The following is a 22,171-nucleotide window of genomic DNA, read 5'->3' as shown; positions in this document are numbered from 1 at the left end:
GGTGTCAGAGTCCGTGGTTTAAAAAAAGTGCGCCATCGCTGGCGCACCGATATCACAGTATTTCCGAGGAACCGGAAATATCAGGCAGCGACGTACTTGCTCAGACCGGCATCTTGCTGCAGCAGGGCAACAATAGCGCTGATAGCCTGGTCAGAGGTGGTGTCTGCATTCGGGAAGATAGCGGCGAAGTTATCCTGCAGCACACTGCGGAAGCTGTCACGGTCAGCCTGTTCTACGCCAAGCAGGATGGCAAGAGTGTCCAGGTTTTCGCCGTTGCCGCGAGACATGTCACGGGCCACTTTGTCGATGTTGCTGTCCATGTACATAGCCATGGATTGAACAGACGCATTGGTTGAACAACCCAAGGTGCCCGTAGTCATACCGGAGGTTTGGTTGCCGAAAGATCCGTTGGTGGTTGCCGCCAGTACGTGTGGAGCGATACCAGACTGGCCTTTCCAGATCATGGCGCCAACGCCACAGCCCGGTTGGGCAAAGGCCATAGAAGAAGCCCCTAGAAGAATTGCACCTGCGATTAGTTTTTTCATTATTCATTCCTTGATTTTTTGATGTGGCTGTTATCGCAGCGATGGTTCTGATTTTACCGAACGTAGCACGCCATCGCCCGACCAAGTATAGCCAATTTTCTCGTCACACCAACTGCGATAACACACAAAAGTCCTGTTTTATGGTTACTTACCGCACAGTTCCCATATTCACCCCCCCAGATACGCTTCCCGCACTTGCGGATTCACCAGCAGGTTTGCGCCTGTGTCATGCAGGCGAATGCGCCCGGTTTCCAGCACGTAACCCCGGTCAGCCAAGTTCAGCGCCTGATGAGCATTCTGTTCTACCAGAAATACCGTCATGCCTTCATCGCGCAGTTTGCCGATAATCTCGAAAATCTGTTTGATAATGAGCGGTGCCAGGCCCAGGGACGGCTCGTCCAGAATGATCAGTCGCGGTTTGCTCATGAGCGCGCGGCCAATGGCCAGCATTTGCTGCTCGCCGCCAGACATGGTGCCGGCACGCTGGCTTTCCCGCTCTTTCAGACGCGGGAACAGTTCGTAAACATGTTCCTGGCTTTTGCGAATTTCTGACTTGGTGTTGAAAAACCCACCCATGTGCAGGTTTTCTTTCACCGTCAGCCCGGAAAAAATACGTCGGCCTTCGGGCACTATTGCAATGCCGGAACGCATAATTTGCGAAGTCGGCTCTTTGGTGATGTCACGGCCGTCGAGCACAACCCGACCAGCACTGGCTTGGGGGGCACCGCATACAGTCATCAACAGTGTGGTTTTGCCGGCACCGTTAGCGCCGATTAGCGAGACAATTTCGCCCTCATTTATTTCAACTGATACGCCGTGCAGGGCTTCGATTTTGCCATAGTGGGTGTGTATATCTTCCAGTATTAACATGGCTGGTCCTCAGGCCTCGCCCAGGTAGGCTTTGATAACGTCTTCGTTTGCACGCACTTCCTGCGGCGTTCCGCTGGCAAGTGGGCGGCCCTGGTTAATGACCGTAATTCGGTCGGAAATATCCATTACCAAGTTCATGTCGTGCTCAATCAGCACAACCGACACGCCGTAGTCTTCCTTCAAGCTGACAATCAGTTGGTTCAGCTCCTGGGTCTCCGCCGGGTTCAGGCCTGCTGCGGGCTCGTCCAGCATCAACAGCTGCGGTTGGGTGACCATGCACCGGGCTATTTCCAGGCGCCGCTGCTGGCCATAAGACAGGTTTCCGGCATCGACGTTGGCTTGGTCTAGCATGCCTATCCGCTCTAGCCAGTAGGCGGCGCGATCCAGAGATTTGCGCTCACGTTCACGATAGTCTGGCGTTTTTACCAGACCGGCCAGCAGGTTAGTGTTCAAGTGCCGGTGCTGTGCCACCAACAGATTTTCCACCACCGACATTTGAGTAAACAGCCGCACGTGTTGAAACGTGCGCACCATTCCCATGCGCGAGATTTTGTAATCCGGCTTGCCCTGAATTTCCTTGCCTTGAAAAATGATCTTGCCGCCGCTGGGTTTGTAAAACCCGCTCATGCAGTTAAAGACGGTGGTTTTACCGGCGCCGTTGGGACCAATAATAGAGTGAATTTCCTGTTCCTGGACATCCAGACTTACGCCGTCTACCGCCAGTAGACCGCCAAAACGCATGGCCAGGTTTTGTATTTTAAGCATTGCCTGTTATTCCTGCGTTTTTAGGGTGATGTGAAGACGGCGCATGGGCACCAATCCCTGGGGTCGCCAGATCATCATCAGCACCATGGCGGCACCAAAGATCAACATGCGGTACTCAGAAAACTCCCGTGCCAGCTCGGGCAGTATGGTGACGGCAATGGCCGCGAGTATTACGCCAATTTGCGAGCCCATGCCGCCCAGCACCACAATGGCCAGAATAATGGCTGATTCCAGGAACACGAAAGATTCCGGGCTTATAAAGCCCTGTTTTGATGCAAATATGGTGCCGGCAAAACCTGCAAAGAAGGCGCCGATGGTAAACGCCGACAGCTTTACCGCGGTGCGGCTGAGGCCTAGGGAACGTGCAGCAATTTCATCTTCACGTAGGGCTTCCCAAGCGCGGCCGACTGGCATTTTCATCAACCGGCGAATAATCAGCGCGGTAATAATGGCCAGTACCAGAGCAATCAGGTACAGGAATATGACTTTGTGTTCGCCGCTGTAGGCGATGCCGAAGGTTTCGTGAAACGAGGTATTACCCTCTTCTTTAACACGTCGGCCAAATTCCATTCCGAACAGAGTAGGATCCGGAATGCCGCCAATGCCGTTAGGCCCGCCGGTCACGTTGGTCCAGTTGTTCAGAAGTATGCGGATGATTTCGCCAAATCCCAAGGTCACAATGGCCAGGTAATCACCCCTTAGTCTCAGTACCGGAAAACCCAGAAGCAGGCCGAATAGCCCTGCCAGTAAAGCGCCCAGGGGTAGCGCCATCCAGAACGAAATGCCGTAATACTGCGAGAGCAAAGCAAAGGTGTAGGCGCCCACAGCGTAAAAAGCCACGTAGCCCAGATCTAACAGGCCAGCAAGACCCACCACCACGTTCAGGCCCAGCGCCAGTATCACGTAAATCAGCACCAGAGTGGCCAGGTCAACTGCGCCGCGAGACGAGAAAAATGGCCAGAACAGCGCCACAACGACCAGCCCGGTCAGTACCCAGCTTTCAAGCTTTGCCCGTTTGTTTTGCTCCATGGGCTTGCGGCCGGTCAGCGGATTCAGGTCACTCACGGCGCCCAGTTTGCCCATCACGCTGTCGCGGAAAAGCTGAAACAAAAACACCATCAGGGCCGCACACGCAATGGCCACAACGGTAGTGGCGTCGGTGCCAGTCAGGACAATATTGATTCCTTCGGCTTCCAGATTTAGCCCCAAAATGGGGTAAGAAATAACAATGGTTACGATGGCACAAAAGAGTGCGTGCCGAACATTAGAAGTCGCCATCAGATTTTTTCAACCTCTGGCTTGCCCAGTAGGCCGGTCGGTTTGAACAGCAAAATCAGGATCAGCAAGCTGAACGAGATGACGTCTTTGTATTCACCACTCAAATAGCCTGACGTCATGCTTTCAGCAATGCCTAGAATAAGCCCGCCCAGCATCGCACCTGGAATGCTGCCAATACCGCCCAGTACCGCTGCGGTAAACGCTTTTAAACCAGCGATAAACCCAAACAACGGATCAACCGAGCCGTAGTACATGCCCAGCAACAGACCGGCAACCGCTGCCAATGCGGCGCCAATAATAAAGGTGGCGGATATGATGCGGTTGGTGTCTATGCCCAGCAGGTTGGCCATGCCCAGATCCTGGGATACGGCACGGCAAGCGCGACCGGTGCGTGAGCGCGAGATAAACGTCGATAGCACGGTCATACAGATCAAGGTGGTTACGAAGATGGTGATTTGCATGTACGACAGCGACATCTGGAAGGCGCCTTCCGAACCAAAATTGAAACCGCCTTCGATCAGTAAGGGAAAACCGACGTTGCGGGAACCTTGGGCCAGGTGCATGTAATTTTGCAAAAAAATAGACATACCAATCGCGGAAATCAGCGGGATCAAGCGATGCCGACCGCGCACGGGCCGATAGGCCACTCGTTCCACTGCCCAGCCCATAGAACTGGATACAAGGATGGCGCAAACCAGGGCCACAACCAGTACTAGCGGTAACCAGGCAATGCCCAGGGTTGTCAAACCGGTGATGGCGATGAGCGCGGTGTAGGCGCCAATCATATAAATTTCGCCGTGGGCGAAGTTGATCATCCCGATAATGCCGTAAACCATGGTGTAGCCGATGGCAATCAGGGCGTAGGCGCTGCCTATCGTCAGTCCATTAATAAGCTGCTGAGAGAAGTATAGAAGGTCTTGCATGGGGTGCCATCTCCGGAAATCGACTTCTGACGGCCATCTAAGCGCGCAACAGGCAAGAGCGCTGCGCAATTAACGTTGAGATCAGAAGCTTGGAAAGACACCCCGCAACCTTCGGCAGGCTACGGGGTGTCGTCTCTTTCAGCGCTGCCGCCGGGTTTGCGCCCGTGCGGCAGCGGCGGGTTTGGGGGCCCGCGTTAGTTACTGACCGGAGTCTTGCTGCCGTCTGAGTGCCATTCGTAAACCACAAATTCGAACGACTTCATGTCGCCGGCTTCGTCGTACTGAACGGTGCCGATAGGCGTTTCAAAGCTGTTGGCGCGTAGTGCGGCGGCCACTTCAAACGGGTCTTTGGAACCTGCTTTTTCGATGCCTTCAGCTACCAGCTGAACCGCTGCGTAGGACGTTAGTACAAATGGGCCGGAGGGATCTTCGTTTTTATCCGCAAACGCGGCAACCAGATCTTTGTTCTCGTCTTTTTCGTCGAAGGCGGGCGGCAGGGTAACCAGCAGGCCTTCAGCGGCTTCGCCGGCAATGGTGTTGATGTCTTTGTTGCCAACGCCTTCAGGGCCCATAAATACAGCGTCCAGGTTCGCCTGGCGAGCTTGGCGCAGAATCAGACCCAATTCGGGGTGATAGCCGCCATAGTACACGTAATCAACCTGAGCCTGTTTGAGTTTAGTCACCAGCGATGAAAAGTCTTTATCGCCTGCGGTAATGCCTTCAAACATGGCTATTTCGACGCCAGCGTCTTTTAAGGTGTCGCGCACGGCGGTGGCAATGCCTTCACCGTATTGCTGTTTGTCGTGGATAACCGCGACTTTCTTGGGGTTCAGACTGGCCAAATACTCCCCGGCAACAGGACCCTGCATGCTGTCCAGGCCGATGGTGCGGAATAACAGTTCATAACCGCGAGCGGTGATGTCTGGGCTGGTGGAGGCCGGGGTAATCATTAGAATGCCTTCGTCTTCGTAGATATCAGACGCCGGCTGGGTAGAGCTGGAACACAGGTGACCTATCACGTATTTCACGCCGTCGTTGACTAAAGCGTTGGCAACGGTCACGGCCTGCTTTGGGTCACACACGTCGTCGTATTCAACCGCTACCAGATTTTCACCCATAACACCGCCAACGGAATTAATGCGCTCGATAGCCATACGTGCGCCAGAAAACTGCATATCGCCGTACTGCGCAACCGGCCCTGTCATGGGGCCGGCAATGCCTATTTTAATGTCTGCTACGGTGGCACCTGCGCCCATAAGAGCCGCGGATGCGGCAATGGCTGTTACGAGCTTTTTAACGTTGTTTTTCATTATCAGTTTCCTGTAATCAGGGTTTTATTGTAGTGCCTAGACATTAACAAAACACCACCTCTTGGTTGTTGTCAAGCGGAGGCTTTGCACGAGTGTTATCTTGCCCTGCAAATCGCCGCTTGTCTTCAATTTGATTGCTGTCTGGGCTTTAAAAAATTGTTGGCAATTGGTGGTTTTGCAACAGGTCGTGATATGAATAATTCTCAGTACGAATGGTATCAGCATGGCAGGAGCGGCGCGTTGACCAGTTACGACGAAATATTATTAGCATTACGTCGGGTAATCCGTGCAACAGATTTGCACTCGAAACGGTTGAGTAAAAGTTCCGGGCTGACCGCGCCTCAGTTGCTGATTATGCGGACCATACGGGATTTGGGCCAAGTTACTATTGGCACCATCGCTAATACAGTCAGCCTTAGCCAAGCCACAGTCACCACTATTTTAGATCGCTTGGAATTGCGCAACTTGGTATACCGGGTTCGCAGCACTGAGGACAAGCGCAAAGTACACGCCCACTTGACCGAAGCCGGCGACGAGATTCTGGCCCGTGCGCCCACCCCGCTGCAAGAAGACTTCATTAAAAAATATCAGGCCTTGGCGGAGTGGGAGCAAACCATGATTCTGACTTCGTTGCAGCGAGTGGCTAATATGATGGACGCAGACCACACAGACCCATCACCGGTTCCGGATGTAGGTCCGGTGCCGCGCGAAGATGGCTGAAAGGAAACCTCTAAATAAGGCTTCATAGTAAAGCGGCAGGCCGAGACGAAGAGTGGCCTGCCGGCGCGTCAATGCATAACTGCACCCTTCTTCGGTTGTTGGCCAAAGCAAACCTGGAACACATCGCTGTAGTGTTTCGCAAAACTGACCGCAATGCCTTCTTTCAAATATCCTGGTAGTTCGTCGTAATCGCCTCGATTGGCTTCTGGTAAAATCAACTGGTTGATTTTCTGCCGTCGGGCGGCGATCACTTTTTCCCGTATTCCCCCTACTGGCAGTACCTGCCCGGTCAGTGTTAGCTCACCGGTCATGGCGATGTTTTGCTGCGGCGCTTCACGACGGGCAATCGACAGCAGCGCTGTGGCCATAGTGACGCCTGCGCTTGGGCCGTCTTTCGGCGTGGCGCCTTCCGGCACGTGCAGGTGCACCAGAGATTTGTCGAAAAACACCGGGTCGCCTTTATAACGTTTCAAATTAGACGCGACAAAGCTGTAGGCAATCTCGGCGGATTCGCGCATCACATCCCCCAGCTGTCCGGTCAGTTTGAAACCGCGCTGGCTGCTGTGAATGCGCGAGGCCTCAATGCTGAGCGTAGCGCCGCCCATGGAGGTCCAGGCTAAACCCGTGACGACGCCGATGCCCTTCATGGATTTTTCTTTGCGGAAGACAGGTTGCCCCAGGTATTCCTGTACGTCGGCAATGCCAACGCGAATGGGTAAGTCAGGATTTTCGAGCAACTTGACGATGCCCTTGCGGATGATTTTGTGCAGCATCTTTTCCAGACCACGCACCCCGGCTTCACGGGCATAGCCTTCAATCACCTGTTTTATGGCGGCGTCGGAAATGTTCATCTGCTTTTTAAGCAGTCCAGCGCGTTTCAGCAGTTTGGGTAATAGGTGGTGCTTGGCGATCGCCAGCTTTTCTTCCGCTATATAGCCAGACAGGCGAATCACGTCCATGCGGTCGAGCAGCGGTCGCGGTATGGTATCCAGTTGGTTGGCGGTGCAGATGAACAGCACTTTTGACAAATCCATGCGCACATCCAGATAGTGGTCCAGAAACTCGCGGTTCTGCTCTGGGTCGAGAGTTTCCAGCAGGGCAGAGGCCGGGTCGCCCTGGTAAGACGCCCCAATCTTGTCGATTTCATCCAGCATAATGACCGGGTTGGCCACTTTTGTGTCTTTCAGTGCTTGCACGAATTTGCCGGGCATGGCGCCAATATAGGTGCGTCGATGGCCTTTAATTTCGGCTTCGTCACGCATGCCGCCTACGCTAAAGCGATAGAACTTGCGCCCCAGCGCGTCTGCCACCGAATGGCCGATGGAGGTTTTGCCCACGCCCGGCGGGCCCACCAACAGCAGGATGGTGCCGCTGACTTCTTTTTTGAAGCTGCCCTCTGCCAGAAACTCGATAATGCGGTCTTTTACATCGCCCAAGCCATCATGGTCTTTGTCCAGAATGTGTCGCGCCTCGGCGAGGTCGAAATGATCCTGTGAGTGCTGGCCCCAAGGCACTTGGGTTATCCAGTCCAGATAATTGCGGGTAACACCATACTCCGGCGAGCCCTGTTCAAGAATTCGCAGTTTTTGCAGTTCTTCATCAAAACGTTCGCGCACCGCTTTGGGCGGGTCTAGTTCCGCCATGCGCCCTTCGAAGCGTTCGGCGTCGGCAGTTTTGTCGTCTTTTGACATGCCCAGTTCGCGCTGAATCACTTTCAGCTGTTCTTTCAAAAAGAACTCGCGTTGGTGCTTTTGTACCTTTTGGTTCACTTCCGCGCTAATTTCAGACTGCAGCTTGGCCACTTCCAGCTCTTTACGCATGAGCAGCAGCACTTTATCCATGCGTTGCAACAGCGGAACGGTATCCAGTACTTCCTGCAATTTCGCGCCAGGTTCGCTGGTCATCGATGCGCCGAAGTCGGTCAACGGTGAACTGTCCTCTGGGCCGAAGCGCGTCAGGTACTGCTTCACTTCCTCGCCATAAAGCGGGTTGGTGCGCAGCAGCTCTTTGATGGCGCTGATAACGGCCATTGTATAGGCCTTGGTTTCATCAAGGTCTTCGGTAGGTTCTTGCGGGTATTCCACTTCCACCAGGTAAGGTGGGCGGCGACGCAGCCATCGCACAATGCGAAAGCGCTGTAAGCCCTGTGCAATAAACTGAACCTTGCCGTCTTTTTGCTGGGCGTGGTGCACGCGCACAGCGCAGCCCATGGTGGCCAGATCTTTGCTGTCAGGCACGCCCTTTTCACTGGCTTCGTTGTCAACGTAGCAAATGCCCAACATGCCGTGATCGGTCTCCCTCACTTTCTTCAGGGTTTCGTGCCAGGGGTTTTGATTGACCACGACGGGCTGTACCTGGGCGGGGAAAAACGGCCGGTTAGACACCGGCAGCAGGTACAGACGCTTGGGCAGCGTCTGTTCAGACAGTGCCAGGTCTTTGCTGTGTTCGTCTTTGCCTATGTACTCGGTTATATCTTCTTCGAGCTGTTCCAGAGAGTCATTGCTGTTGTCGTCTGTCATGCTACTTGGCTTCCCGGTACTGGGTGTGTTCAGTGTCGAACGTTTGTTGTTTATTTGCTGCCAAAACTCTGATTTTCAAGGCCGCCTATTAACCCCTTTGGCCCGTTCCTCTTGAATTTCGCCGCCCGGCGCCCCATCTTGTTGATAACGATAAACAGCGACAGATTCAGGTGTCCCAATGAGCAGCTCTCCTTACATTTTTGAAGCCACAATGGAAAACTTCCAGCAGCAGGTGATGGAAGCCTCTGCGACAACACCCGTTCTGGTAGACGTATGGGCGGAATGGAGCGCGCCTTGTAAACAGCTGATGCCACTGCTGGAAAAGTTGGCCGAAGAGTATAAGGGCGCCTTTTTACTGGCCAAAGTGAATGCCGACCAGCAAGAACAACTTGCCTCCAGCTTGGGTGTGCGAAGTCTGCCAACCGTTATTTTGGTGAAAGATGGCCAGGCGGTAGACGATTTTAACGGTGCGTTAGCGGAGAGCGATATCCGCAAAGTGCTGGACAAGTATGTAGAGGCGCCCGCCGAGGACCCTTTCGAAAAAGCTCACGCGCTCTGGGAAGAGGGCAATCTTGATGGTGCCCTGGCCATTTTGGGCGATATGAACCAGAAAGATCCGGAAAACCTGAAAGTGCTGATTGACCTGGCTCAGATCAAAGCCGAAATGGGTGATCTGGACACCGCCGAACAAATTTACAACAGTCTGCCTCCGGAAGAAAAATTGCAGCACCAGGCCAAACAGCTGGCGGCCCGCATCAAGTTTTTGAAACAGTCCGCAGAACTGCCGCCCCAGACCGACCTGGAAATGGCTTTGGAGCAGGACCCACAAGACCCTAATGCGCTGCACATGTTGGCGCTGCATAATGTATTAAAAGAAAACAACGCCGAGGCGATGGAGCTGCTGATTCGCCTGATTCAGGTAGACAGCAAGTATAAAAATGAAGTGGCCAAGACAACGTTGGTGGAGCTGTTTGAAAAGCTGGGCAACAACAATGCCGACGTGCGCACCTACCGGCGCAAGTTGTATACCTTGATGCATTAAGTAGCGATTTAGTCTTTATGCAAAAAAACGGGCTCACCTCACGGTAAGCCCGTTTTTTGCATATTATTCAAAGTGAAACGTAGAAGGTTCAGGGCTGAAAACGAAGTCACATAGAGTCAACAGTGTTCGACCTTGGTCGAGTGTGACTTGTCTGGAAGGTGTAAAAACGTCATTATTCCGTAAGGAATCGAAATTAACTCCTATTTTTCCAGGGTTAACTAAAAAATTTCGATAAATTGTAGTAAAAAAACTACAATGCCGGTCAACTCCAAAAGCAGTTTGCGATCTGTCAGACGCAATTTGTGAAACCTGACCTATGCTTGTTTATGAACGATTAATCGGCGCTACGGCCCCAACGCCGCAAGCCCCACTGACTGACTCAGCAGCACAGCCCGTCATGTACGGCGACTGGGCCGCATTTTTCTAGATGCTTAATGGAGTATTTGATGTACCAGGACGACGATCCGATTGAAACCACAGAGTGGCTTGACGCACTCGAATCACTGATCGAACAGGAGGGTGTAGACCGAGCCAAGTACATTCTGGAACGCCTTTCCGAGCGCGCCAGCCGCGATGGTACCCAGCTGCCTTATGCCATCACCACGCCATTCCGTAATACGATCCCGCTTGCACAAGAAGCACGTATGCCGGGCGACCTGTTCATGGAGCGCCGTATTCGTTCTCTGATCCGTTGGAACGCCATGGCGATGGTCGTGCGTGCCAACAAACGTCCGGGTGAACTGGGTGGTCATATTTCTACCTTCTCGTCTGCGGCCACGCTCTATGATGTAGGTTTTAACTATTTCTTCCACGGTGGCGATGAAAAACGCGAGTCAGACCTTGTGTATTTCCAAGGCCACGCCTCGCCGGGCATCTACGCCCGTTCCTTTTTGGAAGGCCGATTTGAAGAAGCGCAGCTAGACAAGTATCGCGAAGAGGTCGACGGCGGCGGGCTGTCATCCTATCCGCACCCGTGGCTGATGCCTGATTACTGGCAGTTTCCCACGGTTTCTATGGGCCTGGGCCCGATTCAGGCCATTTACCAGGCTCACATCATGAAGTACCTCGACAGCCGCGAACTGGTCGAAATGGAAAATCGCAAAGTGTGGTGTTTCATTGGTGATGGTGAATGTGACGAGCCCGAAACTCTGGGCTGTATTTCCAAGGCCAGCCGTGAAAACCTGGACAATCTGGTGTTTGTGGTGAACTGCAACCTGCAGCGCCTGGATGGCCCGGTGCGCGGCAACGGCAAGATTATTCAGGAACTGGAAGGCTCATTCCGCGGTGCTGGCTGGAACGTGATCAAAGTGGTCTGGGGCCGCATGTGGGACCCGCTGTTTGAGCAAGACGAAGACGGCACCATGCAACGCGCCATGGACGAAGTGGTTGACGGCGAACTGCAGGCTTTCACAAATGCTGGCCCGGGGGCAACTCGCAAGCAGTTTTTCGGCAAGTATCCGAAGCTGGCCAAGATGATTGAAAACTGGACCGACGACGACATTCAAAAGCTTAATCGCGGTGGCCACGACCCGTACAAAGTGTATGCCGCTTATAAGAAAGCAGCGACGGAGGCCAATGGTAAGCCAACCGTTATCTTGGCTCATACCATCAAAGGTTATGGCTTTGGTGCTGCTGGCGAAGCCACCAACACGGCTCACTCTCTGAAAAAGCTCGACACCGAAACTCTGAAAGACTTCCGCGACCGCTTCGCGATTCCGCTGAAAGACGAAGAGCTAGACGACGTGCCGTACTACCGCCCGGCGCCCGACAGCCCCGAGCTGGTGTACATGAGGAAGCGCCGGCAGGACTTGGGTGGTTTTTATCCCAAGCGTCGTAAAAACAGCCAGGCACTACAGATTCCCGACCTGAATATCTTCAAACAGGTACTGGAAGGTTCTAACGGTCGTGAAATCTCCACCACTATGTCGTTCGTGCGCATTCTGAGCGCGTTGGCAAAAGACAAGCGTGTGGGTAAACGCGTTGTGCCGATTGTTCCTGATGAAGCCCGAACCTTTGGTATGGAGGGCATGTTCCGCCAGCTGGGTATTTATACCTCGGAAGGGCAGAAGTACGTGCCGCCTGATCGCGATCAAATCATGTATTACCGTGAAGACAAAAAGGGTCAGATTCTGCAGGAAGGCATTAACGAAGGCGGCGCTATGGCGGCCTGGATTGCGGCTGCTACGTCTTACAGCAACAACAACTTTCCGCTGATTCCGTTTTACGCGTTTTATTCCATGTTCGGTTTCCAGCGCGTTGGCGATCTGGCCTGGGCTGCTGGCGACATTCAAGCTCGCGGCTTCCTGATTGGCGGTACCGCAGGGCGTACCACGCTGAATGGTGAGGGCTTGCAGCACCAGGACGGTCACAGCCATATTCTGGCCAACACCATACCTAACTGCAAAGCTTACGATCCGGCTTACGCCTACGAAATGGCTGTGGTGATTCATCACGGTATGAAGGAAATGTACGAAGAGAACATCAACGTTTATTACTACATCACCATGGAGAACGAGAACTACGTTCAGCCAGCGATGCCTGAAGGTTGTGCCGATGGCATCATCAAAGGCATGTACAAGTTCAGTTCGGTGGAAGCAAAAGGTAAAGGCAAAACTAAGTTGCGGGTTCAGTTGCTGGGCTCTGGCGCCATCTTGAACGAAGTGAATGCCGCTGCCGAGCTGTTGAAAGACGATTGGGGCGTCAGCTCCGATGTGTGGAGTGTCACCAGCTTTAACGAACTGGCCCGCGACGGCCAACATGTAGAGCGCTGGAACCTGATGCACCCGGATGACAAAGGCCGCAAAGCCTATGTCACCCAGTGCCTGGAAAGCCAAACAGGCCCGGTTGTGTCGTCTACCGACTACATCAAGCTGCACTCTGAACAGCTTCGGGCGTTTATCCCCAAAACCTTTCTGACCTTGGGTACGGATGGCTTTGGCCGCAGCGACACTCGTCAAAAACTGCGTGATTTCTTTGAGGTTGATCGTTACCACGTTGCCGTAGCAGCACTGTCTGCTCTGGCGAAAGACGGCGAGATCAAGCACGAACAGGTTCTTGAAGCTATGCGCAAGTACGGAATCGATCGCAACAAACCGAACCCGGCGCACCGCTAAGGAGACCGCTATGAGCGAGCAAGAAATCAGGGTCCCCGATCTAGGCGGGGCAGATGAAGTTGAAGTTATTGAAATACTGGTCAGCGCCGGTGATTCGGTGGCTGAAGAAGATCCGATTTTGACAGTTGAAACCGACAAGGCCTCGGTTGAGTTGCCGTCACCGGCTGCGGGTAAAATCGTCAAAATTATCGTTAAAGTGGGCGATAAGATCAAAGAGGGCGACTTAGTCGGTACTCTTAGTTCTAATAGTGCGAGCAGTTCAGATGGTGCAAGTGATAGCGCGCCAGAGCCTGAGCCCAAAGCCCAGAGCGATGTCGCACCGGCTAAGTCGGACGACAGCGTCAGCAAGCCGGCGCCGCAGAAAAAATCCGGCGGCACGCGCACAGAAATCGTCAAAGTGTCTGGCCTGGATGGTTTTGATGACATCCCGATCATCGAGCTTAACGTGTCTGAAGGCGACGACGTTGACGTGGAAAGCGCGCTGGTCACCGTGGAGTCCGACAAGGCGACCATGGAAATCCCATCGCCCTTCGCCGGCAAAATCGGCAAGATTCTGGTTAAAGAAGGCGATAAGATTTCCGAAGGCGACGACCTGCTGGAAATGATCATCACCGAAGATAGCGCAGATGACGGCGACGATAGCGCAGATGACGCTGACAATTCAGCGCCGGCTGATAGTAACGATGCTGGCAAGAAGCAGCCAGCCGAATCAGAACAGCCCGCCAAGCCCGAGTCGCCGGTTGCGGCTAGCGATACCAAAACCAAACCCGCGGATACCGGTTCGGTGACCTATGAGGTGCCCGCCGCCGGCAGCAAAGTGCACGCCGGCCCTGCGGTTCGCAAGCTGGCCCGTGAACTGGGTGCAGACCTGGCCCGGGTGAAAGGCTCCGGCCCGAAAAGCCGTATTGTTAAAGACGACGTGCACGGCTATGTGAAGGCTCAGCTGCAGCAGGCACAGCAGGGCGCCGTAGTGCCTGGCGCTGGCAGCAGCGGCATTCCTGGCGTGAAATTGCCAGATTTCAGCCAGTTTGGTGAAGTTGAAAGGGAAGGCATGTCGCGCATGATGTCTGTTACGGCGCTGAACATGCACCGCAGCTGGTTGAACGTTCCACACGTCACCCAGTTCGAAGACGCCGACATCAGCGATATGGAAGATTTCCGTAAATCGTTGAAGCCATTGGGTGAAAAGAAAGGCGTGAAAATGACGCCGCTGCCGTTCATGCTCAAGGCCTGTGCCGCGGCTCTGGCTGAATTGCCCCAGTTCAACGTCGCCCTGGATATGGATCGCAAAGAAGTTGTACACAAGAGGTACATCCACATTGGTATTGCAGTGGATACGCCCCATGGCTTGATGGTTCCGGTGATTCGTAATGTGGACCAGAAAGGCCTGTGGGAACTGGCGGCTGAAAGCGCAGAGCTGGCCCAGAAAGCCCGCGAAAAGAAGCTGAAGCCGGCAGAAATGCAGGGCGCCTGTTTTACCATTACCAGCCTTGGCGGTATTGGAGGCACGGCCTTTACGCCAATCGTGAATACGCCGGAAGTGGCAATACTGGGTGTGTCCAAAGCGGCGATGAAGCCAGTTTGGGACGGCAAAGCCTTCCAGCCGCGGCTGATGCTGCCGTTGTCACTGTCTTACGATCACCGTGCGGTGAATGGGGCAGACGCAGCGCGCTTTACTTCGGCGCTGGCTCGGCTAATGGGTGATATTCGTACCCTGTTGCTGTAAGCAAGAGTGAGGGGGTCGGTTGATTAACCGCACCGGTCCCTGACCTAAAGCAACCGCTTTGGCGGTGCAAGTCAGTACACTAGGGGCGTAGAGCAATCTGCGCCCTTTTTGTGTTTTATAGCGCGGGTTGTTTCAACAGAAAACGCCGACACACGCTTCAGGACGGTCTTCATGGCACACCCATTACAGCTGGCAGCGATTATCTACGACAACGACAGTCAGCCCGTAGACGCGCTGCTGCACAGCTTGGCCAATCATTACAACCGTAAGGGCATTCGCGTGGCGGGCCTGGCCATGGCGCTGAACGAGCAGGGCCTGCGCCGCGAGCCCATGGCGGTGCAAGATGTGGAAACCGGCACCGAATACTCGATAGCCCAGAATCTGGGCAAAGAATCGCAATCCTGCTGCCTGGATCCGTCTGGCTTGGCGGATGCGACCGGCGTTTTGCGTGGGGCAATAAATAATCCGCCCAGGTTGGCCATTGTGAATCGTTTCGGACAGCAGGAGATTGACGGCAAAGGTTGCCGGGCGGAGTTCGTTCAGTTGCTTGATGCAGGTATACCGGTGCTGACGGTGGTGAAGCGGAAATTCCTGAAACAGTGGCACGAGTTTGGCGGTGGGGAAGCGGTTGATCTGCCGTTTTCTGGGGCGGCTGTGAAGCAGTGGTGTGATGGGGTTTTTAGTAGGTAGGCTTGAACAAAAGATGCCCCGGAAGTCCGGGGCATCTTTTGTTCGCTTAACAATACGCTTTAGAAGTTGTACTGAGCTGCGAAGTGGATGCGGCTTGCATCACCGCTATCGCCGTTGACTTTATCCACCATGTGAAAGGCATATTGTACGCCCATGTTGACGTTCTTTACCGGGCTCCACTGGTAGTTGATTGCGGCCGTGCTGTTGCTTTCACTGGCGGTTGATGTAATTCCGCTGGTCAAGGTGTCCGCTACTGCATCGTCCAGATCAAGTTCGGTCACGCCGTAGACGACGTTCACCGACGAGCCGTCGCCGGTCTTCATAGACACGCCCAGATTGGCGCCATAGCCAGAGATGGTCTCGAGGTCGCCATTGCTATCAATATAGGCATCTTGGCCATAGTAATTGCTGCCGGACCGCCACAAATAACCGTTGGCGCCCTCGGAAACGTTTACCTGACCTTGAATGGAGAACGTGTCGTTCAGGGCCAGCTTGGCGGCCACAAAAGCGCCTACGCCTATGGCGCTGTCATCCTCTGTGCCGGTGTCATAGCCGACTTGGCGAACGATGGCCGCAGCCGAGTAGCTCAAGCTGTCCATGGAGCTCTCAAAACGGGCCGTAATCGCCGGCATCTCCGTTTTTACGGATTGAGATCCGGCTGAGGCAATGCGGGTGCTTGGTTCCTCCAGAGACACAGACAGGGACCCGGTGGTGTAGCGGACCTGAGAGGCGCGGAACTGGTAGCCAGCATTTCCAGGTACACCGTCAAATTCCAGCTGCGAAGTGTTGCCCACGAAACTGCTGTAGTTGGACCAGTAGCGGCCGATCAGCACGCCATTGTATTCACCAAAAGCGTGGCGAAGGCGGAAATCGCCGGTGCTATCTCCACGTGTACCGCGGAAGTCACCTTCCACGACGATTTTGACGCCTTCCGGGGTCATGACCTTGAAACCGAGGCGGCTCTGTAATGCGTCGGCACCAAAATTACCGCCCACTTCGTCGTCTTCGTCCGCGCCGACGTTGATTTTTGAGAAGTCGCCAGAGCGGGTGCCGCGGCCGGCGATGTCCTCATCAATGTCATAGGTGGCATTGAGCCGCGCATAGCCATAAACAGACATTTCATAATCGCCGGCCGTGAAGTCGACTGCGCTTGCCGGACCGGCCATACTAAGAACTGCCACAGCAGCCGTCGCACGAATGGCCATTCTCAATTTGTTGCTTTGCATTGTTATTAGCTCCACATATTTATTTATTGTTGTAAGACTCGGGCACTAAGCTAGTTGCCAAGCGCATATAATTCAATCACTATTCTTTGTTTATTAGACTAAAGTCTACGCTCTTGGGCTATTTGGGTTAATCCGGAAGTGGCATTATGAGTGAAGACTGTTGCTCAGAGCGCAAGGGTAGAAGGTTTACGTTTTACGGCATTAACCCCCCAAAGCGGCGGTAAAAACCAGCCCCCGGGACAGGCAGCGGGCCAGATGCATTTTCCAGATTACAGGCCAGGAATTCGTCAGAGCGCGCGTAAATTGCGAGGTAAAGGTTTCGGCACAGCTGCTTGGCGCTGTGCCCTTCCCAATCATTTGGCAATAGCTCGTTAGGCAGAAAAGGGTCGCGCAGCAGTATTTTTCGGTATTCGTGAATCAGCAGAAGCCGTGCGGCTAGACAGTCTTCGGGGCTTAGGTTGTCGTTATTGTTAAGCTCCCGCCATAGCGGGCGGAATTTTCCCAAGAAGCGTTTGTAGCGCAAACCCAGTTCATCCAGATTCCAGCTTTCTTTAATCTGTCTGCGCAGCGCTTTTGAGTTGCGTGGTTCAATTGGGTGGGTTTGCATCACAATAGCGTCATCGAAGGCGCCCCATTCTTGTAATAACGGGGTTAATTGTTCGGGTTTGAAGCGCGGGTGTTGCATGATGGTGGGCGATAGATTGCCAAAGCCAAGCCATTTGAGCTCTTCGCGCACTTTTTGCCGCAGTTCAGGTTCAAGCTGATTCAGTAATGTCAGGCACCAACCGCCGTTCCAGTCGTCGTCACCAATACTGTAAACCTGCTCAAACGCCTGCCGGAAACGCCTGAGGCCGTCCCCGGTTATGCTGTAATAACTACAGCGACCCACTTTTTCAGCCTGCAACCAGCTTTCTTGCACCAACCGGTAAACCGACGTTCTGACCAGACGCTCGTTAATGCCCATAGGCGCGACCAGCTTCATCACACTGCCTAACCAGACATTACCGCCACGCGGATGGATGACATCGCCGTAAATGGTGATGATCAGAGAACCTGCACGTACCGGGCGTTGTTGCTGAAAATCCTGTATCAGACTGGCAAGCTGACTTTTTGCTGACATGTTCTTCTCTTAAATTATTTTCCGGCAGCGTTCGGCGCTATCAGAGTGCTTAATATTGCGAGAAATGAACCATATCTCTCTGGCGTCATCAGGTAAAGGCGGCGGGTCAGTTCACCATCGGGCACTGTGTGAGCAATGATCTAAACTGACGCTGACGGTCAAGAAGCCGCAGCCTGTACGGCCGCCGCAGTTGACATCAATGTAATGATACAATATTTTCTAATTACACATATTGTTGGTATCGTATTTGTCTGGCACTGTGTTGTGGCCGCTGTTTTTGGAGCGAGATGGCTGCTAGATATAATTAATGAGTGAGGCTTCCGGGTGGGGGGTAAGTGATACGAAAATGCCCAGCTCTGTCTTGAGAACTCGTTGTAATAGTCGGTAAATCAAACGCATAAAAACAAAATGATTCCGACCTTATTCTGTGGAGAAAAAAAACAATGAATGGAACACTTTCTTACTATACGAAGAAATTTTTAGCCATCACAGCGGCTGTACTGGTGGCGATGAGTGCCCAGGCTGCCGATCCCATCCGCATTGGATCTTTTTTGTCAGTGACCGGTCCTGCATCCTTTCTGGGTGACCCAGAGCTCAAAACCCTGGAAATGTACGTTGAGAAAATCAATGAAGAAGGCGGGGTACTTGGTCGTCAACTTGAATTGATTCACTACGATGACGCTGGCAATGCCTCTAAAGCTCGTAACTTTGCAAGCCGGCTGATTCGTTCAGACCGTGTGGATATCATTGTAGGTGGCAGTACCACGGGTGCGACCATGGCGGCGGTTCCTCTGATTGAACAGGCCCAGATTCCTTTCATTTCGCTGGCGGGCGCGACGGTTATTACAACGCCAGTAAAGAAATGGGTGTTCAAAACACCGCAGTCTGACCGTATGGCGGCAGAGCGCATTCTTTCGGATATGGAATCTCGTGGCCTTACGAAAATTGGCTTAATCTCCGGCACAGGTGGCTTCGGCAGTTCTGGCCGCGAGCAAACCATTGCTGTGGCTAGGGAGATGGGTAACATTGAAGTGGTTGCGGACGAAACCTACGGCGTTTCAGACACCGATATGACGGCGCAGCTTACCAATATCCGCGGCACCGACGATGTTCAAACCATTCTGAATTTTGGCTTTGGCCAGGGCCCTGCCATTGTTACCCGTAACTACGCCCAGTTGGGCATTGATTTGCCGTTTTACCAGTCTCATGGTGTTGCTTCCGACAGCTTTCTGGAATTGGCCGGCGACAGTGCCGAGGGATTGAGGCTGCCAGCTTCGCCTTTACTGGTTCCGGATTCTTTGCCAGATTCAGACCCACAGAAGGCTGTGGTTCAGGCTTACAAAAGTGAATATGAAGCTCGCTGGGATTCGAAGGTTTCTACTTTTGGTGGCTACGCTTATGACGGTTTGAGGCTGGCAGTGAAAGCCATAGAGACCGCCGGCAGCACCGATAAAGCAGCTGTGCGTGAAGCTCTTGAAAATATTCAGGGCCACGTAGGCGTGACCGGTACCTTCAATATGTCTCCCGACGATCATAACGGTCTTACCGCTGAATCCTTCCGCATTCTGGAAGTTAAGGACGGCAGCTGGACGTTGGTCGACTAAACCTTTTTTATCCGGACTAAAGGCTGGCATCCGCTCTTCGGGGTGGTTGCCAGCCGCTGCATGAGCGGACCCGATTATGTTCTCTGAATTCCTGCAGTACCTGTTTACCGGTATCACCATTGGCGCCACCTACGCCCTGATCGCTTTGGGTTTCACGCTTATTTACAATGCCAGCCACGTCATTAACTTTGCCCAGGGCGAGTTTCTGATGATTGGTGGTATGGCGACCGTGTCGTTAATGTCGATGGGCGTGCCGATGCTGCTTGCCATTGTGTTAGCGGTTGTTCTTGCGGGTGTTATGGGTATTGCCTTGCAGCGCTTGGCAATTGCACCGGCAAAAGATGCGAACGTTGTCACGCTGATCATTATCACCATTGGCGCATCTATTTTTATCCGTGGTCTGGCGCAGTTGGTTTGGGGCAAGGAATTCCACGTGATGCCCAATTTTAGCAGTGACGAACCCATTCAAATATTCGGTGCCGTACTGAACAGTCAGAGCTTGTGGGTGCTGGGAGTGGGCGCGGTGCTGGTTGCGATATTGGTGTATTTCTTCACCCGCACCATGACCGGTAAAGCGATTCTTGCTACCTCTATGAACAAAGACGCCGCGCGCCTGGTGGGTATTCGTACCCAGATGGTGTTGATGCTGGCGTTTATGGTGTCTGCACTGCTCGGATCAATCGCCGGTATTGTGGTGGCTCCTATCACGTTCACTTCTTACGATATTGGCATCATCCTTGGCTTGAAAGGCTTTGTGGCAGCGGCCATTGGCGGCCTGGGTAGTGGTGTAGGTGCTGTTGTTGGCGGGCTGGCACTGGGTGTGGTGGAGGCAATGACAGCAGGTTATCTGTCGTCTGACTACAAAGATGCAGTAGCCTTTTCGATGATTCTGCTGGTGTTGTTCTTCATGCCTCGCGGGTTGTTTGGCGCCAAAGTCGTGGAGCGGGTGTGATGATTGAAAAATTCTCTCAATTCCGTTTAAAGGGCCTGGTGGTCCTGGCCATTGTGATTTTTGCTTTGCCTTTGCTTATTTCCAACCCCTTTCATTACAGCCTGGCCACGCAAATCGCGCTGATCGCTGGCGCCGTGGTGGGGCTTAACCTGCTGGTGGGCTTTGCCGGCCAGATTAGTCTGGGCCACGCCGGCTTTTTCGGCCTGGGGGCATATTTCAACGCCATTATGACCAGTCATTACGGCTGGTCTGCCATACCGGCGCTAATTGTGGGTGCGACCTGTGTGGGCTTGATTGCTTGGGCGGTTGGCCGCCCAATTTTGCGTTTGAAAGGTCACTATTTGTCTATGGCGACTCTGGCTGTGGGCTTTATTATTTACATCATACTGAACAACGAACGGCAGATAACCGGCGGGCCGGATGGCATGCCGGTACCCGCCTTTGATGTGTTTGGCTGGGAGCTTAGCGCCTTTGGCCAGTATTCATTGTTCGGGATAGACATCAGTGGTGATCTGGCCTGGTATCTATTCGCCGGTGTGGTTCTGCTGGCAGTAGTTTGGCTGGCGCAGAACCTGGTTGATTCACCGATTGGCCGCGCTTTGCGCTCGGTACACGGTTCGGAGGTGGCGGCCAGCGTGGTGGGTGTTAATACGGCCAAATACAAGAGCTTGGTGTTTGTGGTGTCTGCGGTGTTCGCCAGTGTGATGGGCGCGCTCTATGGGCATTTCCAAGGCTTTATCACACCTGCGATAGCCAGTTTTGAGTTTTCCATTTTACTGATTACGATGATCGTGCTTGGCGGTATGGGCTCGACCATCGGAGTGATTATTGGTGCCGTGGTTCTGGAACTGTTGCCGCAAGTGCTGGCCGATTTTCAAGAGTTCGAGATGGTACTGTTTGGCTTGATTCTGATGCTGACCATGATTTTCATGCCTAAAGGGCTGCTTCCAACCGCGGCTAATTTCCTGGCAAAACGACGCTCAAAGTCCGCCGGAGGTGACGCATGACGGCTCTGGTGGAAGTGAATAACCTGTCCAAAGCGTTTGGCGGTGTGCATGCCGTAGAAGGTGTGAGTTTCGCGGTAGACGCGGGGCAAGTGTATTCGGTAATTGGGCCCAATGGCGCTGGTAAAACCACGCTGTTCAACCTGATTACCGGTCTGTACACGCCCACAGGGGGCGACGTAAAGCTGAACGGCGAAAGCATCGCAAAACTGGAGCCTAGCCAGCTCGCAGAGCGGGGTATGTGTCGCACCTTTCAGCAGATGCAGATTTGCATGAATATGTCGGCGATTGAAAACGTGATGCTGGGCCGTCACCTGACCCTGAAAAGCAATCTGTTGACCACGCTTTTCCGCTTGCCGGCGCTAACCTGGGGTGAAAAAGCCGCTTACGCCAAGTCTGCCGAACTGATGGAGTTTGTGGGTTGTGGCGAGTATATCAATGCTGAGGCTTCGGCGATGTCTTATGGTGCGCTGAAACGACTGGAGATTGCTCGCGCGTTGGCGGCAGAGCCGAAAATTATTCTTCTGGATGAGCCCGCCGCCGGTTTGAATGCGGTGGAAACCACCGCATTGGAGGCGTTAATCCGCAAGATTGCCGAGCAGGGCATTACCGTGATGTTGGTTGAGCACGACATGAAGTTGGTCATGAACATTTCCGACCATTTACTGGTGCTTAATTACGGGCGTGTGCTGGCGGAAGGCACACCGGAACAGATTCGTGCCAATCCGGACGTGATCGCAGCTTACTTGGGCGGTTAAACGGAG

At 53.5% G+C, this 22,171-nt stretch carries 18 protein-coding genes; 9 read left to right on the top strand and 9 right to left on the bottom strand.

From position 1 onward, the window contains the following. Positions 1-80 precede the first annotated feature (80 nt). From ABA45_RS15760 to ABA45_RS15735, 6 genes are all read right to left on the bottom strand, one after another. Positions 81-545 (bottom strand): DUF3015 domain-containing protein, encoded by a 465-nt coding sequence (locus ABA45_RS15760; protein WP_048387724.1) that lies wholly within the window; start codon positions 543-545, stop codon positions 81-83. A 168-nt stretch (positions 546-713) separates the two neighbouring features. Further along, a complete protein-coding gene (locus ABA45_RS15755; protein WP_014872608.1) occupies positions 714-1,415 on the bottom strand; it encodes an ABC transporter ATP-binding protein in 702 nt (233 codons plus the stop codon). A 9-nt stretch (positions 1,416-1,424) separates the two neighbouring features. Further along, on the bottom strand, positions 1,425-2,180 hold the full coding sequence (livG, locus tag ABA45_RS15750; RefSeq protein ID WP_048387722.1) for a high-affinity branched-chain amino acid ABC transporter ATP-binding protein LivG: 756 nt from the start codon (positions 2,178-2,180) through the stop codon (positions 1,425-1,427). A 6-nt stretch (positions 2,181-2,186) separates the two neighbouring features. Next, positions 2,187-3,458 carry a high-affinity branched-chain amino acid ABC transporter permease LivM gene (gene livM, locus ABA45_RS15745; RefSeq protein ID WP_048387720.1) on the bottom strand — a complete coding sequence of 424 codons (1,272 nt, stop codon included), beginning with the start codon at positions 3,456-3,458 and terminating at the stop codon, positions 2,187-2,189. Beyond that, positions 3,458-4,381 carry a high-affinity branched-chain amino acid ABC transporter permease LivH gene (gene livH / locus ABA45_RS15740; RefSeq protein ID WP_048387718.1) on the bottom strand — a complete coding sequence of 308 codons (924 nt, stop codon included), beginning with the start codon at positions 4,379-4,381 and terminating at the stop codon, positions 3,458-3,460. Before livH ends, livM begins: the two co-directional genes overlap by 1 nt. 194 nt (positions 4,382-4,575) lie before the next feature. After that, positions 4,576-5,691, bottom strand: a complete 1,116-nt coding sequence (locus ABA45_RS15735; RefSeq protein WP_048387716.1) for a branched-chain amino acid ABC transporter substrate-binding protein — start codon at positions 5,689-5,691, stop codon at positions 4,576-4,578. Between the two features lie 192 nt (positions 5,692-5,883). Between ABA45_RS15735 and ABA45_RS15730 the strand changes: the two genes are divergently transcribed. Continuing rightward, positions 5,884-6,411 (top strand): MarR family winged helix-turn-helix transcriptional regulator, encoded by a 528-nt coding sequence (locus tag ABA45_RS15730; RefSeq protein WP_227506055.1) that lies wholly within the window; start codon positions 5,884-5,886, stop codon positions 6,409-6,411. A 68-nt stretch (positions 6,412-6,479) separates the two neighbouring features. On the opposite strand, the gene lon is transcribed toward ABA45_RS15730, so the two are convergent. Further along, positions 6,480-8,930: an endopeptidase La gene (gene lon / locus ABA45_RS15725; protein WP_048387713.1), complete on the bottom strand. Its 2,451-nt coding sequence runs from the start codon at positions 8,928-8,930 to the stop codon at positions 6,480-6,482. Positions 8,931-9,108: 178 nt separating this feature from the next. Here lon and ABA45_RS15720 point away from each other — a divergent pair, with 178 nt between their 5' ends. From ABA45_RS15720 to ABA45_RS15705, 4 genes are all read left to right on the top strand, one after another. Further along, positions 9,109-9,972, top strand: a complete 864-nt coding sequence (locus ABA45_RS15720) for a thioredoxin family protein (RefSeq protein ID WP_048387711.1) — start codon at positions 9,109-9,111, stop codon at positions 9,970-9,972. A gap of 446 nt (positions 9,973-10,418) precedes the next feature. Further along, positions 10,419-13,085, top strand: coding sequence for a pyruvate dehydrogenase (acetyl-transferring), homodimeric type (gene aceE / locus ABA45_RS15715; RefSeq protein ID WP_048387709.1), 2,667 nt, complete (start codon positions 10,419-10,421; stop codon positions 13,083-13,085). Positions 13,086-13,095: 10 nt separating this feature from the next. Further along, on the top strand, positions 13,096-14,811 hold the full coding sequence (locus ABA45_RS15710; RefSeq protein WP_048387707.1) for a dihydrolipoyllysine-residue acetyltransferase: 1,716 nt from the start codon (positions 13,096-13,098) through the stop codon (positions 14,809-14,811). A gap of 171 nt (positions 14,812-14,982) precedes the next feature. Beyond that, on the top strand, positions 14,983-15,501 hold the full coding sequence (locus ABA45_RS15705) for a DUF2478 domain-containing protein (protein WP_048387705.1): 519 nt from the start codon (positions 14,983-14,985) through the stop codon (positions 15,499-15,501). Between the two features lie 59 nt (positions 15,502-15,560). On the opposite strand, the gene ABA45_RS15700 is transcribed toward ABA45_RS15705, so the two are convergent. Further along, a complete protein-coding gene (locus ABA45_RS15700) occupies positions 15,561-16,727 on the bottom strand; it encodes a DcaP family trimeric outer membrane transporter (protein WP_048387702.1) in 1,167 nt (388 codons plus the stop codon). A 193-nt stretch (positions 16,728-16,920) separates the two neighbouring features. Continuing rightward, a complete protein-coding gene (gene paaX, locus ABA45_RS15695; protein ID WP_048387700.1) occupies positions 16,921-17,847 on the bottom strand; it encodes a phenylacetic acid degradation operon negative regulatory protein PaaX in 927 nt (308 codons plus the stop codon). Between the two features lie 443 nt (positions 17,848-18,290). Here paaX and ABA45_RS15690 point away from each other — a divergent pair, with 443 nt between their 5' ends. The 4 genes from ABA45_RS15690 to ABA45_RS15675 all read left to right on the top strand — a co-directional run bounded on the left by ABA45_RS15690 (position 18,291) and on the right by ABA45_RS15675 (position 22,165). Then, positions 18,291-19,451 carry an ABC transporter substrate-binding protein gene (locus ABA45_RS15690; RefSeq protein WP_048387698.1) on the top strand — a complete coding sequence of 387 codons (1,161 nt, stop codon included), beginning with the start codon at positions 18,291-18,293 and terminating at the stop codon, positions 19,449-19,451. Between the two features lie 76 nt (positions 19,452-19,527). Then, the gene (locus ABA45_RS15685) at positions 19,528-20,403 is read left to right on the top strand and encodes a branched-chain amino acid ABC transporter permease (protein ID WP_048387696.1); all 876 of its coding nucleotides are present in this window, start codon (positions 19,528-19,530) and stop codon (positions 20,401-20,403) included. Continuing rightward, positions 20,403-21,410: a branched-chain amino acid ABC transporter permease gene (locus ABA45_RS15680; RefSeq protein ID WP_048387694.1), complete on the top strand. Its 1,008-nt coding sequence runs from the start codon at positions 20,403-20,405 to the stop codon at positions 21,408-21,410. Before ABA45_RS15685 ends, ABA45_RS15680 begins: the two co-directional genes overlap by 1 nt. Next, on the top strand, positions 21,407-22,165 hold the full coding sequence (locus tag ABA45_RS15675; RefSeq protein WP_048387693.1) for an ABC transporter ATP-binding protein: 759 nt from the start codon (positions 21,407-21,409) through the stop codon (positions 22,163-22,165). Before ABA45_RS15680 ends, ABA45_RS15675 begins: the two co-directional genes overlap by 4 nt. The last annotated feature ends 6 nt before the right edge of the window (positions 22,166-22,171 follow it).

The organism is Marinobacter psychrophilus (assembly GCF_001043175.1).
Lineage (GTDB): Bacteria > Pseudomonadota > Gammaproteobacteria > Pseudomonadales > Oleiphilaceae > Marinobacter > Marinobacter psychrophilus.
Note: the sequence above shows the minus strand (reverse complement) of the source record. Positions and strands in the feature narration are given on the sequence as shown.

Excerpts from the sequence above, each read along its gene's own strand:
- ABA45_RS15700 (WP_048387702.1), bottom strand. The coding sequence starts at position 16,727 with ATGCAAAGCAACAAATTGAGAATGGCCATTCGTGCGACGGCTGCTGTG.
- lon (WP_048387713.1), bottom strand. The coding sequence starts at position 8,930 with ATGACAGACGACAACAGCAATGACTCTCTGGAACAGCTCGAAGAAGAT.
- ABA45_RS15760 (WP_048387724.1), bottom strand. The coding sequence starts at position 545 with ATGAAAAAACTAATCGCAGGTGCAATTCTTCTAGGGGCTTCTTCTATG.
- ABA45_RS15680 (WP_048387694.1), top strand. The coding sequence starts at position 20,403 with ATGATTGAAAAATTCTCTCAATTCCGTTTAAAGGGCCTGGTGGTCCTG.
- ABA45_RS15690 (WP_048387698.1), top strand. The coding sequence starts at position 18,291 with ATGAATGGAACACTTTCTTACTATACGAAGAAATTTTTAGCCATCACA.
- ABA45_RS15730 (WP_227506055.1), top strand. The coding sequence starts at position 5,884 with ATGAATAATTCTCAGTACGAATGGTATCAGCATGGCAGGAGCGGCGCG.
- livM (WP_048387720.1), bottom strand. The coding sequence starts at position 3,458 with ATGGCGACTTCTAATGTTCGGCACGCACTCTTTTGTGCCATCGTAACC.
- ABA45_RS15755 (WP_014872608.1), bottom strand. The coding sequence starts at position 1,415 with ATGTTAATACTGGAAGATATACACACCCACTATGGCAAAATCGAAGCC.
- ABA45_RS15705 (WP_048387705.1), top strand. The coding sequence starts at position 14,983 with ATGGCACACCCATTACAGCTGGCAGCGATTATCTACGACAACGACAGT.
- ABA45_RS15735 (WP_048387716.1), bottom strand. The coding sequence starts at position 5,691 with ATGAAAAACAACGTTAAAAAGCTCGTAACAGCCATTGCCGCATCCGCG.
- livH (WP_048387718.1), bottom strand. The coding sequence starts at position 4,381 with ATGCAAGACCTTCTATACTTCTCTCAGCAGCTTATTAATGGACTGACG.
- ABA45_RS15675 (WP_048387693.1), top strand. The coding sequence starts at position 21,407 with ATGACGGCTCTGGTGGAAGTGAATAACCTGTCCAAAGCGTTTGGCGGT.
- paaX (WP_048387700.1), bottom strand. The coding sequence starts at position 17,847 with ATGTCAGCAAAAAGTCAGCTTGCCAGTCTGATACAGGATTTTCAGCAA.
- ABA45_RS15720 (WP_048387711.1), top strand. The coding sequence starts at position 9,109 with ATGAGCAGCTCTCCTTACATTTTTGAAGCCACAATGGAAAACTTCCAG.
- ABA45_RS15710 (WP_048387707.1), top strand. The coding sequence starts at position 13,096 with ATGAGCGAGCAAGAAATCAGGGTCCCCGATCTAGGCGGGGCAGATGAA.
- aceE (WP_048387709.1), top strand. The coding sequence starts at position 10,419 with ATGTACCAGGACGACGATCCGATTGAAACCACAGAGTGGCTTGACGCA.
- livG (WP_048387722.1), bottom strand. The coding sequence starts at position 2,180 with ATGCTTAAAATACAAAACCTGGCCATGCGTTTTGGCGGTCTACTGGCG.
- ABA45_RS15685 (WP_048387696.1), top strand. The coding sequence starts at position 19,528 with ATGTTCTCTGAATTCCTGCAGTACCTGTTTACCGGTATCACCATTGGC.